We start from the raw sequence: 13,866 nt of genomic DNA on the forward strand, positions 1-13,866 counted from the left end.
TAGAGCAGCAGCATGCGGTCCCGCATGCTGCTTTTTCGTTAATACCATAACCCAACCTTACCCGACGATGCCGGTCCGTTCGATGCTTTCCACAAAGTAACGCTGCACGAACAAATAAATAATGATCAGCGGCAGGATGGCCAGCAAGATGCCGGTATCCTGGACCATGCTCATATAGAAAGGATCCTTGTTGGTCGCAACCCCGCCCTCGAGCATGATGGAGAGGTTGTGCGGCAGCGACGCCAGTTGGGTGGACATCACTTTGCCCGACGTTAAATACGTTGTCGTAAAGAAGCTGTCATTCCACTGCCATACGAACGAAAACAACAGCACGGTAACGATGGCCGGAACGGCATTCGGGAGCATGATGCGCATAAAAGTTTTGCTTACGCCCGCCCCATCGATATAAGCCGCTTCCTCCACTTCTTTCGGGATGCCCCGGAAAAACTGCCTGAAAATAAAAATGTACAGACCCGCCTTCAGCGAGTTTGCGGTGACTGAGGTTAGAAAGAAAGGCCAGTACGAATCCAGCAGGTTCACCGACTTCCCGGTCAGCAGCGGAATCAGCCCCATGAGGCTGAAATCCTTCAAATTCATGTAGATCGGTATCAGAATGGTCGTTGGCGGCACCAGAATGGTCAGGATGACGCCTCCAAAGAGCAAATTGCTGCCTTTGAATTTAAGCCGGGCGAAGGCGTAGCCTGCAAACGCGCAGGACACGGCCGTCAGGATCGTCGTCATGGCCGATAACGTAAACGTATTGAACAGCGTGTGCCAATAGTCCATGATCGAGATGGCTTTTTTGAAATTGTCCAGCGAATAATGCTCCGGGATAAAGACGACGATCGGCGAATACAGATCGCTCTTGTCCTTGATGGCCGTCGAAATCTTTTGAAGAATGGGGTACAGAATGACAAACGACAGTCCTGCCATCAGGACCAGCCGCACGACGGTCCACAGCCAGCGCTTCCAGCTTTCGAGCGACAACAAACGGGCGATGATCAACGCTGCTCACGCTCCTTCTACTCTTGATAGAAAATTCTTTTGGAAATGAAAAACGTAATGATTAGCAAAATAACCATGATCGCCAGGAAGTAAATCCAGGCCATCGCCGAGCTGAGGCCGAAATTGAAATTCGTAAATCCCGTTTCCCTGATCAGCGTCGTCATTTCGCTCCGGGAGAACGAGTCGATCACCGTATAAATCACGTTGACCAGGATGAGCGGGCTGACCATGGGCAGCGTGATTTTCCAAAATGCTTCGTAACCGGTCGCTCCCTCGATCTTGGATGCCTCATACAGCTGGGGGGATACCGACTGGATCCCTGCCAGGAAGATCAGAATTTGCACGCCCGACTGGCTGACGATCTGGTAGATGCGATCCACGGCGCTCGTCAGGTACGTGACGATGTTATCGCTAACACCGGAATTGACCATGATCCGCGTCAGCTCGCTGGTCCCCAGGCCGCTCACGGCACCGCCGGCGTTCTGCTCATTGATGGCCTGAACGAGGCTGGACGTCTCCAAATTCGCAATGACTCCGGAGGCCAGGATGACCGGAAGGAAAAATATCGATCTGGCAATGGATCTGCCGACAAACCTTTGGTTCAGCAGTACAGCCAAAAACAGGCTGAAGATCACAATGAGTGGTACGTTGATGACCATGTTGACGATCGAGGTCGTCAGCGTACGGTTAAAGCTTGTATTGACCGTAAGGGCTTCCACGTAATTGGAGATGCCGATAAAGCTGATGTTCATGCCGTTAGCATTGGCTTCGATGGAGCTGAAGCTGTATCTTAATGAAGAGATTAACGGTATCAGGAAAAAGAGAAGGAATCCAAGCAGCCACGGCAAAACGTAGATAAAGCCCCAAAGCGCCTTCTGTTCGGCGTATGTCCGCCGCTTCGTGCCGAATTTCATGATCGACTTCAAGATTGCACACCACCCGTCAAATAGCTCTCGGCTTTCACCGTTTGGCCGTCCACCGTCACATCCGTACGGTTATAGTTCACGATGACGTAAATGCCGTTCCCGTACACAGTCTTGAACACGCCTTCGCCAAGCTTCTCATGGCCCGTGATCGGCTCATTCCGGACGTTCTTCAGCACATCGTTCACCTCGCGGTACATTTCCGCGGCCTGTTCGATCCACTGCTTGTGATGGACGGCATACAGGTCGTTGTATTCCGTGTCCTTCACCTTGTCATTCGGTTCATGGATCCATTCGAAGTACACGCCCGCTCCGTATTCGAGGCATTTCAGGATATACTGCCGTTCATCCGTATAGGTTGACAGGTTAAACGGGCTTCCCGTGTAGTCGACGTACCCCCGAATGACCATTTGATAGAATGGGATTTCTTCGTCCTCGATCTTGAAGCGGCTGCCGGACATCGGCGCGCTCGTAATATCCGACAAGAATGGAAGCGCATAAGCATTGCCGCCGTCGGCCATGACCTTCAATTTTTCCTGCGAGATGCTGCCCAGCGCTTGAATTGATAGTTTCTCGGACTGCGTGCGATCCAGTTGATCGTGCTTGCGGTAATCGCTGTTGAGCTGATCGGCGAGATCCCGGAGTGAAATGCCGCCTGTCTGATACCCTTTCAAGCCCTCCAGCACCGACTTGGTATAGGAAACGGTAAGCCGCGGGGATACAACATAAGACGGCGGCTTATCCCGGTCCCTTCGATTGAGTGCCTGATCCAGTGGATAGAGAGCAGCAGGAATGCCTCTCAGCGTTCTCGCAGCATTCGCATTCTCGTTGAATCCCTTTCCCGTATTCGCGGTCAAAACTGCTACATCCGGAAAGAAAGAAACCCCTTGATCCCGCGTGAACGACAGGAAGCCCCGCAATCCATTGCTGCCGCCGACCGCCTTGTCGACCGAAATGTGATCCGGAACCTCATGATCCATCCCGCCATTAAACCAGCCCGAAAATTTCAGTTTGATGTTGGATATGTCGCGGCTCTTCATCTGGTTGATGATATCCTCCGACTGTTCGAACGTCGTGAGGGGCTCAATTGTCCGGTAAGGAATGCCGGCAAAATGCTTTTCTTTGGCGATGCCGCCGACCAGCTGCAGGTAGAACGGCGTATCTGTCGCACCTGCGGCCGCCTCTGGCTTAGGGAGACCGCCATGCTGCTCCAAATAACGCTGGTAGTAGCGGGCCAAGCCTTGGTAAGAAGCCTCCTCTTTGTTCAGGAACGCGTACCGGACCGTAAAGTCCGTTTTCATCGCCTGTTCCTGGAACCTGGGCAGCGTACGCTCCTGGCCGTTCGCTTGCAGCGTCACTTCTCCTTTGTTCATGACATTGAAGCTGGGATATACATAGTTATAGCTGTTCAGCTTTCCGCTGATATCGGCATGGATGGCCGCAGCCGCTGCACCTTCCTCGATGATGCCGAGGATCGCGCCGCTTTCCCGGATGATGCCGAAAACCGGCAGCCGGACCGCCTGCTCGGTCTTGGCATCCTCGGTCGTCTTCATCGTGAGGTCTTCCCCGTACACCGGCTGCTGGTAAGCGGGATACTGCTTCTTCCCGTTGTTGAAATGGATAAGCGCACCGGAGCCGTCCGGCACGAAGATCGCCCCCTGCTCCTTGGAGCTGCCGGCGCCAAAAAAGCTGAGGAAGGAAATATTCCCGATCGGATATGCGCTCGGATATTGAATACCGGATGCAGGGATCTTGGCGACTAGGCTGCCGCCGTCCAGGGCGTATTCGATCGATGCGAGGAATATCCGCGGTTCCGGCTTCTCCTGTGTAAAATGTAGCTCCTCCATGTCCTTCATCAGGTCCTCTTCGGTATATGCGGCATCGTCGAATGCCTTGAAGGCGCGATCGAGCTGCAGTCCATTTAAGGCGCTGTCGTTACGGACATACACCTTTTTATCCGGATCTTCTTTATAGGCGATTTTCAAAGCCCGCTGGCCCGTTTTGTCCAGCTTGCCCAGCATCGCCTCGACTCGCTCACTGCTGAGCATCATCGGCAAATCCGCCGCCGATTTCACGGCCGTTCCGAACTGGTACGTGACCCTTACCCCGCTTGGGATCGGTTCGAATTTGATCTGCTTATGCGAAACGCTATCCGTGAACGTGTTGATAGAATTCACCTGGCCAAAATTGTTGTAATAATCGATCTTGAGCTGGGATGACAGGTTGGCTTTGTTCACCCCGGAGGCGAGCGGGTCCTTGCCTTGTTCCGGCGGGTTGCTGTACCACGTCTCTCCGGATTCCTTGTTTAGTACGGCGATGGCGCCCGTACTCTCATCCACGAACAGCCGCAGTCGTTCATTTTCGGCTACGCCCTTCATGCCGGCTGCGCGGGCGTCGGTGAAAGCCGCCTTCAAAGGCTGGCCTTTGGTAAATTCTGCTGCAGCCGGTGCATCATTGGCCCCGGAATGGGCGGCGTTCGAATCGGCACAGCCGGCCAGCGCGATCCCCGCGAGCAGCACCGGGAGCCACAGGGCGATTCTGGTTTTGCGCATGGTTTCTCCTCCTTTCTTTAGTTTCTCAGCATGATTTCCTGATAAATGACGTGAACGAACGAAATCATCTGCTGAATCAGTCCGAAAAACAGCAGGCAGATAAAAGCCATGAAACCCATCGCCACGATCGTCATCAGGATCGTCCCGATGGTCTTCGACGGTGAGTATTGATGCACGGTCATGTTGCCGACGAACAAGAGATACGCCGACCAGAGGACGGCCGCGGTGCTGCAGAAGTTATAAAACGCCGTCTCCTGCAGCGATATGACATTGCTGAGCCAAATCCACGGGAAGTTGATGATCATCATCGGAACGAGGGCAAAACACGTCGAAGTAAAAATTTCAACGAACTTCCCTTCTCCGTCCATGAGCGTCGTCAGCGACCAGTTGGCCACGCACCAGAACAAAACCGGGACAACGATGTACACCACTTCCATCAGGCTGTTCATATCGTCCGGATTGGACAGGTTGACCAGGAACCCGCTGTACTGGTTGCTCAGGACATTCGTGATAATCATCAGAAACAGGATGATCAAAGAAGCGATCAGGGTGTGCCGCTTGTTTCGTTCGTATTTCAGGTCCCAGTAGGCGTTAAAAGGATGCACAATGAGATAAAGCGGATATTTTACGAGATCACGATTCAATCGTTACACCTCCTTGTCTCCTCATCCGCTTACGGAGCTTTTTGAAGAGCAGGAGCGCTGCGGCGAGCACGATCAATCCGGTCATGACTGCCGGGAAGTATTCTTTCAGCACCTGTTTGCGGTAAAGCAAGTAAGCCTTTGAATAATTGGCATAATCGTAGCTTTCCTTGAAATAGTGCATTGCCCCTTTGTAGTCCCCTTTCCGAAGAAGGGCCTTGCCTACGCCGGAATAAGCAAATTCCAGGTTGGCATTCGTATTGATCCCCTGTTGATAGAGATCAAACGCCTTTTCCTCATCGCCCCTGTAGTAGCTCCGGACCGCTTCGTTCAACATCCGGCCGTACGCTGTTGTCTGAAACACCGTTATCTCGCCGAATGCCTTATCCAGCACAAGAAAATTGTCCCCGACCCGTTCAATCGCCGCGGGGGTGTTAAATTGGCCCATTTGGTTGCCCAATCCGCCGAATATGTACATCAGATGTCCATCCCCGCTGTAAGTGAAGATCCTGCCCCGCTTGGAGTCGAGGACCGAATACATCTCGCTGTCGGTGACATCGATATCGATGAGCCGCGAAGGACCGATGTCTTTTGAATACCGGATATCCCCCACCAGGCTGAGATATCCCGTCCGCCGGAGAATATCATTGCCTTGAGCGTTCAATTTTTTGATCGGGTTATTCGAATAGTCACCGCTCGTTGCGTAAATGAAGCCTTCGTCATCCATATCCAGGTTCGTGAATTCGGTAGGCGTGAACATCACCATCTGGCTCCGCTGCGCCTGCGTGGACATCTTTTTCCAGAACAGTTCCACCGGATCGACCGTCACCCGGTTCGCGCCGATGAACGAGGTGAACGCCCCGTCCGAATTGAATTCCATAAAACCGTCAAATACGCCGGTCGACATCACGTAGATCCGCTGCGCCTTGTCGACGACCACCCGAACCGGCTGGAAATCGAAATTGGCCTGCAGCAGGTCTGACTTCGGCGCTTCAAGCACCCCCGCCACCCTTAAGTTTGAATCCAGATGCACCACCCGTTTATTGCCCGTATCGGCGATAAACAGCTCTTTCCGGTCGGTCACGAAGATCCCTTGCGGGTTATTGAACGTATCTTTTTTCCCCTTGTGGTCAAAGGAATCCACCACCTTAACCGGCTTAAAATGCTCGTCGAGGACGACGATGCGGTTGTTGCCGGAATCGAGCACATAAATCTCTTTGTCGGCCGTTACGTGGACGTCGCTCGGGTTTTTGAAGGGACCGACGCCAAGCTGCGTGCCGTTCAGCAAGGACGTGGCCTCATACGCGGCAGGAGCCGGCGTCGTGTCATTCCAGAAGGAATAGTTGTAGGAGGCGCTGCCTTCGGCGTGAGCCGCATTTACGCCTATACTCGTCCCCAGCAAGCAGCAGAGGGCAGCCGCCAGGAGGTACTTTTTCACTTTCGGTATGCTCATTCGCATCGTGCTAGTCTCCCCTCTATTCTTTCATTCCGGAGGTCGCCATCGTCTGAAGGACGTTGCTCTGCGAAATGATAAAGAGTGTAATCGGCACGACCATCAGAATCAGCGCGACGGCAGCTCCCACGCCGGCCCGGGCAATCCCGCCCGCGGTGATTTGGCCTAAGGCATAGTGAAGCGTCTTGAGGTTCTCACTGTAAATGAAATTGCCCCCGTCCGAGCCCCACAGCATCGGAAACTGCAAAATCATCAGCGTTAGCCAAGCAGGCTTCACGTTGGGCATGACGATCGTCCAATAAATCCGGTATTCGTTCGCCCCGTCGATTTTGGCCGCTTCCAGCAGGGCATCCGGAATCTGCTCCATGAACTGCTTCATCAGAAATAAGCCTAACGGAAACGCAAGCGACGGGACGATAATCGATGCGTGCGTATTGATCCAGCCGAGCCACGACATCACCATATAGTTGGGGATCGCCGTAACATGCCCGGAAAACATCAAGGACATGACGACGATCGAGAACAGGATCTTGGACCCGGGAAAACGGTATTTTGCCAGCGGATAGGCCGCGGCGGACGACAGCAGGATATGGCCGATGGTCCCTACAATCGTAATGAAGAGCGTGTTCACGATATACCGGGACAGCGGAACCCAGGAATTTCCCATTAACGCCACCAGATCGTAAAAGTTGTCCATCGTCGGATTGTTCACGAAGAAACGCGGCGGAAACAGGAACAGTTCGTTCAGCGGTTTAAAAGCATTATTAACGGCGTAGATCAGCGGCAGCGCCATGAATGCGCCGAATACGGCCAGGAACGCAAACAGCATAAAGCTGACGGTAAAAGAGCGGTTCAGCCTTCTCGGCATGCGAAAGGCGGCCATCATTCTCGTCACCAAATCACTCCCCTACCTTTCTGAGCAATCGCTGCGTCAATTTGTTGGCACCGAGCATCATGGCGAACAGCACCGTCGCAATCGCGGACGCATACCCCATTTCAAAGCGGATCGTTCCGTAATCCATCAAGTGCGTGACGATCGTATGTCCCGCGTAGTTGACGCTGGGAAAACCGGCGAGCGCCACCGAGATATCGGCCACCGCAAACGAGCTGGTGATCTGCATAACCGCGCCGAACATCAACTGCGGCCTCATGGACGGCAGCGTAATGAACCATAGCTCCTGCCAGCGGTTGCGGATGCCGTCGATCGCTCCTGCTTCAATCAGGGACTTGTCGATCGTCTGCAGGCCCGCAATAAAAGCCAGGAAGCTGGTACCAAGGCTGAGCCACAGCTGGACAATCATGATGATCGGCAAAATGTACTTCTCGTTCGTCAGCCATTGAATTGGTTCCAGCATAAAGCCGAATTTTATTAAAAAGCCGTTCAAATAGCCGTATCTGTCGCCTGAAAAAATAATGAGCCAAATAAAGAAAACGTTGCCGGAAATCGACGGCGCATAGAAAACAAGCGTCATCAACGCGCGGACCTTCGGGGACAGCTCATTGATAATCCATGCAAACAGAAAGCAGGCAATGTAGCTGATCGGTCCGCAAATGACCGCAAACAGCAGCGTATTTTTCAAAGCGATCATAAAGACGTCATCATTCAAAAACAATCTGGAGTAGTTCTGCCACCCTACAAACCGGGGGAATTCCAGCATATTGAAATAAAAGAAGCTGAGAACGATCGAGAAAATGACCGGAACCACCGTGAAGGCAAAAAAGATCAGCATGTACGGACTCATCAGGATGTAATAATGCTTGTTTTTCTTCAGTTCTCTCCAAACGTTGGCCAGCCGCGACTGCTTTTTCGGCTGCACGAGGCTCGAAACGGCAGCCTTGCTGGTTGTTTCGGCTTGCATCCGATTCCCCCCTTACTGTTCAGGTAAATTGAATTCCTTCCGCTTGACCGCAATTTCGTCATTGATGTATAAGAGGTAATCTGACAAAGCCTCGCGGGGATTCTCGCTGGCGTTGACGACTTTGCGGAATGCGTTGTCAAGGTGTCGGCCGGTAAAATAGCCGCCCGGAACCTGCGGGATTCCCCGAACCCATTTCCACTGGTTCTCCAAATTGCGATAGTCTTTGACCGGCCAAGGCAGCTCCTCAAGCGCCTCGACGTTGGCTGTCGGATAACGGGCCGCCTCGCCCATCAGCCCTTCCATCTCGCGGCCGTAAGCGATTTGGGTATCCTTATCCGTCCACCATTTCATAAATTCCCAAGCCGCCTCTTGATCCCGTGCGCCCTCGAGCATCATCACGCCGGTCGTGTGGCTGGCTACCTCATGGTGGATCGTGCCGTTCTTCTCCGTGCCGGGCACCATGGTAAATTCCCAGAGCCCCTTGATTTCCGGCGCCAGGACGGTCAGCATGTTGTATGTCGTATAATCCGCGATGCCGATCGGCATTTCGCCGGTCCGGAACCGGTTCGGGAAGTCGGCCAGCAGCGGGAACTTGTAGCTCGTATAGAACTGCGTCCATTTTTTGAAGGCATCCATGGAGATCTCGGAATCCAGCGCGCTCTTCCTGCCGCCGTCCCGGTAGAATTCGCCGCCGTTCTGATACAGCAGCATGGAGAACGTCGGGTTCGGCACTAGGCTCGCGTTGGCGGCCTCGATCGGCAGATAAAATTCCATGTTGTGCTTCTGCAAAACCGAAATCATGTTGTAAATATCCTGCCACGTTTGGGGCGGCTCCAGGTTAAGCTCCTTCAGGATATCCTTGCGGTAAAAGAGCATCGGGAACGACTGCTGCTCCGGCAGCGCGTAGACGCCCCCGTCATATTCGTAAGGCACCAATCCGCTGTCGCGAAAGCGGGATGCGACTTCGTTATAATCTGCAAATTTCGACAAATCGGCAGCCGCCCCCCGCATGGCATAGTTCACGGGCACGTCTTCGCCGATCTGCATGGCCACGTCCGGCCCTTCCCCGGCGAGCGTCGCGGGCAGAAGGATGTTGGCGGGTACGAGCTTCAGATTGACCGAAATGTCCGATTTCGGGGTAAACGAATCATCGATCAGGTTTTTCAACACCTGCGCCTGATCCCGTCCCGTCGTAATCCAAACCGTCGTCGACCGCTTCTGCTTGCCGGTATTGCCGATGCTGTCGTAATCTTCGGTATAAGAAGCGGTGAGCGACCCGGCTTCATGCTTCACCACTTGCAGAAACGACGCGTCCGCTCTCGGCAGCTTATGATCCGGCGAGGAAACGACCAGATAATCCAGCGTAAGCGGCTGTTCCCGGACGGTCAGAATCCATGTACCCAAGCCGCCGACGTTGGTCTTGAAGGCCTCCAAACGGTTCGCAACCGTATCCGGCCGTTTGGCCATCTCTTGGAGCTGCTTGACCATCGTGTGCAAAATGGCCACCTTGTCGCTCTGCTCGCCTGTCGTTTGTTCCAGGTAATCGGCCACGCTTTGGATCGTTTCGGCTTGTTTGCGGAATACCTCCGCCATTTCCGGGATCCGCTTCTCCAATTGGTAGTCCCGGTACGGATCGGGCGAATTGGACGTGATCATCAAAATTTTGCGGTACATTTCGTTCAGCTGCAGCACGCTTGACTCGATCGTCTGGATCAGCGGGGCCAGCTCGCCAAGGGAAACCGTCATGCGAATCCGGTGCTTGCCTTGGGTCAAATGAAACAGGTACGGCTCATCCTCTCCCAAGACGTACATGCTCCAATCCCTGCTGAATTCAAAAGGGATCCGCTTCATCTCCTTGAACGGAACCTTTCCGTCAATCGTCAGGCTTCGCGTGGCGAAGACGCCGCGCAGCTGATCCTGCTTCTCTTTTAAAGCGATCTGGTACAAGCCGTCCTCCGGCGCTTCGAATTCCCACTCGATCCATTGTCCGGGCAGCTTCCAGTTCAGCCCTCCGATCGTGTTGATCCGAATTTTGGACACATCGTATGGAATAACCGTCGGGCTCGATCTGTCAGAAACCGGGTACAAGGTCGGAGAGGACTTATACACCGCATCCTCTGCCTGAATCAGGGTGTATTGGTCTTTGACCGGCTGCAGCCCTTTGGTTGAATAATCGCTCTTGATTTCTGCGTACGTCTTTAATGCTTCTTCCTGGTACAGCTCGATATAATCGATGGCCATAGGCTCACGCAATGCCGTCAAGGTCACGCTTTGATTGCCTTTGTCAAAATAGAACAAATAGGGTTCGTCATAATAACCGCTGCGGTCGGTGACGGATTCGACCTGCCAGATCGGCTTCTCTACCTGACTCGGACGCAGATCGTTCCCTCTGTCATCGCGACCGATCTTGTCGTCCCGATTGCCCCAGACCCGGTCAAACGTAACCAGGTCGGCGCCCTTAAAGGGCAGCTGTTGATTGATCGTCAATCCGCGTTCGATCGCGGAACTTTTGCCTTCTACCGGCAAATACCGGATTCGGATGTTGTACAGGCCCGCTTGTTCGATGGGCACGTTCCAGCTGATGGAACCCGACTCCGGCGTGAGGACGGCGGTTTCCCCTGACGGATGGACAACCTCGAATCCCGGCCCGTCGGTTTGGGTAAAGCTCTCGCCCTCGATCCGGATAACCTGATCCGGGCGCTTAGCATCCGAATGGGCTTTCACATATGCATCGTAGCCGCCGTCATCCCCGCCCGATCCCGTAACAGCCGCAAAATCGGCCATGGCTTGAACGCTCCGCACTTCGGATGAACCGGAAGGGTAGAATGCCCAAATGGACACCAGTATGGCAAGGACGAGCAGGACAGCGACGTAGCTCTTCTTTCGGTTGTTCACGCTTCTCCCTCCTGAAGCAAGAGACATGTCATGTCAATAACAGTCCCCGTTAGAAAAAAATTTCTAATAGGGACTGCTGCTTCAACATGTGAAATTATTTCGATCCGTAGACCTCATTAATGGCTGCCTGGAACGGCGCTTTGTACTTTTCCACCACAGTAGACACCGAGGTTCCACTGGTGATTTCGCCGAGGAAATCATAGAACTTCAAGTTCGGGAATGTGAAGTGGTCGAGGACAATCAAATTCGCTGCGACTTCCTTCGCATTGTTAATGTCGTTTTCGTCCGTGAACGAGGTTTCATAGGAAGCCTGATCCGGATAGTCATACATCGAATCGATGTCGTTGATTTTCTCCCAAATATAGAGCAGCTTATCCGGATCCTTTACAGCCTTAGGAATGAACAAGGATTGATAGAGGCCTTCGTAAGAGTGGTACGAGCTTGCACTTGGCCCTTTAGGGAATGGTACAAATCCGATATCCGCGTCAGGCATATCCTTCTTGAAACCGCTAAGTTCGTAGAGCGCTCCCGTGTACATCAATGTGTTGCCTTGGCGGAAAAATTGGCCCGGCTCCGTCCAGTCGCCGCCTTCCGTTGGTCTGGCCACTTTTTCGGTCGCAATCTTGGAAATAAAATTAAGCGCTTCGGTCGTTTTCGGATCTTCCAGGTTTTGCTTGTTGTCCTTCGTCAAGCTCGTTTCGTTGGAAGCAAGCGCAAATTCGAGCGGCGCCGGGTTAGCGAGCCCCCAGGAGTCAAGCTTGCCGTCATTGTTCGTATCCTTGTTGGCTTCTTTGGCCACTTGCAAAAACGTATCCCAATTCCAGCTGTCTTCATTGACATAATCTTGAAGTGACTTCAAGCCAAGCTTGCTCATGAGCGTCCGGTTGTAAAAAATGCCCATGACATTGTTGCCCTGTCCTTCCGAGAAACCGTAACCCCTACCGTTATATTGCATGTATTGATTGGTCACACTTTGGTTAAAGGCTACCGGATTTTTCGTATACTCATCGATTGGCCACAACAAGTCCTGTTTCACAAGTGCTGGAATCGTGTAGGTTTTGCCCAATCTGACGATGTCGCCAAGCGGTTCGCCGGCCAACAGGGAAGCCGTCACTTTTTGCTGGTATTCGCCGTAATCGATCGCGACGTATTCCATTTTGAAATTATGCTTCTTCTCCAGCTCCTCCAGATTTTTTTTGCGCTGGATGTTATCCGGGTTATCCTCCGGAATCGTCATATCCCACCACGATACGACTTTGATCGTTCTTCCGCCCATGTCGAAATCCATGTCAGGCGTCTTGTACGTTTGCTCCGCATCCTTCTCTTCCGCACCTTTATTTTCGGTGTTGGTTGCCGCAGTCTCGGTACTGGTCTCGGTACTCGTCTCTGACGTACCGGCGCTTGACCCGCTTTTGGAGCCGCCGCTGCTGCACGCCGAAAGCACAAGTAACAGTGTGCAGAGCAGCAGCATCATTTTTCCCATACGCATTCCTCTAATCCCCCCGTTAAAGTGATTTGCATCCCAATTACATTCAAAGTGTAGCGCTTACATTGAAAGAGCAACAACCTGTGGTAAGTTAGATATTCTACCCGTCAAAATATAGATTGCTTGTAACCCCTTACATTACAAATGGCCAATAAGTAAACAATGGATAGCAATATAAAGAAAAGCACATTGTTTGGGTATCGGGTTTTTTTTCATAATGAGAGATAAGCAGCTTCACCGGAGCCAATGATTTACGAAAAAGAAACAGGGGGGAATATCGTGTATAAGGTGCTGCTTGTTGATCCCGATCATCATGCGAAGGAATGGATAAAGCGTATGCTGGACAGACACCAAGCGGAATTTGAATTGGAGTGCCATGCCGCTGCAGCTGCCGAGGCGATGTCGATGCTATCCGCCAAGGATCATCAGCTGGTGCTGATCAGCATGAGAGCCTCGGAGGAAGAAGGACTTCAGCTCTGCGGCCGTATCCGGGAGAAAAGCCGTGTCCCGATCGTTCTGATCGGCGGGCGCAATGAGTTTCAGCTTGCCCGGAAGGCTTTGTATTATCAGGTGAACGACTACCTGCCCGACCCCGTATCGCCGGAGGAATTCGCGGCTAGCCTGAAGACCGTGAAGCGGGAGATGGACGAAGCGCCGTATTCCGGACATCAATCGGTCCCATGGGCAGGAACCGTTCAGGGAGCTGCCTCCGCCATCTCTTCGGCCGGTATCATCGATAAGGTGAAGGCGTATGTGGAAGAGGCACTGCATCAGAACATCACGCTGAAGGAAATCTCCCATATTTTTCACTTCAACTATTCTTACCTCGGCCAGAAATTCAAAGTTGAAGAGAAGATGACCTTCAAGGAATATCTGCTTCAGCAGCGCATGGAGAAGGCAAAATTCCTGCTGGAGAATACCGACATGAAGGTGTATGAAATCGCTAATGAAGTCGGTTATACCGAGATGGACTGGTTCTATAAAAAGTTCAAAACGTATACCGGTGTAAGCGCTAACAAATATAGAAAGACCCTGATCATAACGGCGTGATT

Annotated in this window: 10 protein-coding genes; 1 reads left to right on the top strand and 9 read right to left on the bottom strand. The window is 52.7% G+C overall.

Annotated features, from left to right (window positions below):
• Window positions 1–57 precede the first annotated feature (57 nt).
• The 9 genes from CJP46_RS29340 to CJP46_RS29380 all read right to left on the bottom strand — a co-directional run bounded on the left by CJP46_RS29340 (window position 58) and on the right by CJP46_RS29380 (window position 12,817).
• Window positions 58–1,005 carry a carbohydrate ABC transporter permease gene (locus tag CJP46_RS29340; protein ID WP_076169184.1) on the bottom strand — a complete coding sequence of 316 codons (948 nt, stop codon included), beginning with the start codon at window positions 1,003–1,005 and terminating at the stop codon, window positions 58–60.
• A gap of 17 nt (window positions 1,006–1,022) precedes the next feature.
• Complete coding sequence (locus CJP46_RS29345; protein ID WP_094599166.1) at window positions 1,023–1,931, bottom strand: carbohydrate ABC transporter permease; 909 nt, start codon at window positions 1,929–1,931, stop codon at window positions 1,023–1,025.
• Entirely contained in the window at window positions 1,928–4,480 is a 2,553-nt protein-coding gene (locus tag CJP46_RS29350) for a DUF5696 domain-containing protein (RefSeq protein ID WP_094599167.1), read from the bottom strand. The genes CJP46_RS29345 and CJP46_RS29350 overlap by 4 nt, the downstream gene beginning before the upstream one ends.
• A 17-nt stretch (window positions 4,481–4,497) precedes the next feature.
• Complete coding sequence (locus tag CJP46_RS29355) at window positions 4,498–5,124, bottom strand: Yip1 family protein (RefSeq protein WP_094599168.1); 627 nt, start codon at window positions 5,122–5,124, stop codon at window positions 4,498–4,500.
• Window positions 5,114–6,580 carry an NHL repeat-containing protein gene (locus tag CJP46_RS29360; protein WP_094599169.1) on the bottom strand — a complete coding sequence of 489 codons (1,467 nt, stop codon included), beginning with the start codon at window positions 6,578–6,580 and terminating at the stop codon, window positions 5,114–5,116. Before CJP46_RS29360 ends, CJP46_RS29355 begins: the two co-directional genes overlap by 11 nt.
• A 16-nt stretch (window positions 6,581–6,596) precedes the next feature.
• Window positions 6,597–7,460: a carbohydrate ABC transporter permease gene (locus tag CJP46_RS29365; protein ID WP_094599220.1), complete on the bottom strand. Its 864-nt coding sequence runs from the start codon at window positions 7,458–7,460 to the stop codon at window positions 6,597–6,599.
• A gap of 13 nt (window positions 7,461–7,473) precedes the next feature.
• The gene (locus tag CJP46_RS29370; RefSeq protein ID WP_094599170.1) at window positions 7,474–8,433 is read right to left on the bottom strand and encodes a carbohydrate ABC transporter permease; all 960 of its coding nucleotides are present in this window, start codon (window positions 8,431–8,433) and stop codon (window positions 7,474–7,476) included.
• A 12-nt stretch (window positions 8,434–8,445) separates the two neighbouring features.
• On the bottom strand, window positions 8,446–11,328 hold the full coding sequence (locus CJP46_RS29375) for an extracellular solute-binding protein (RefSeq protein WP_094599171.1): 2,883 nt from the start codon (window positions 11,326–11,328) through the stop codon (window positions 8,446–8,448).
• 94 nt (window positions 11,329–11,422) lie between these two features.
• The gene (locus CJP46_RS29380) at window positions 11,423–12,817 is read right to left on the bottom strand and encodes an ABC transporter substrate-binding protein (protein WP_094599172.1); all 1,395 of its coding nucleotides are present in this window, start codon (window positions 12,815–12,817) and stop codon (window positions 11,423–11,425) included.
• A gap of 276 nt (window positions 12,818–13,093) precedes the next feature.
• Here CJP46_RS29380 and CJP46_RS29385 point away from each other — a divergent pair, with 276 nt between their 5' ends.
• The gene (locus CJP46_RS29385; RefSeq protein ID WP_179281377.1) at window positions 13,094–13,864 is read left to right on the top strand and encodes a helix-turn-helix domain-containing protein; all 771 of its coding nucleotides are present in this window, start codon (window positions 13,094–13,096) and stop codon (window positions 13,862–13,864) included.
• Window positions 13,865–13,866: the final 2 nt, after the last annotated feature.

It is taken from the genome of Paenibacillus sp. XY044 (genome assembly GCF_002257645.1).
Classification (GTDB): Bacteria; Bacillota; Bacilli; order Paenibacillales; family Paenibacillaceae; genus Paenibacillus_AQ.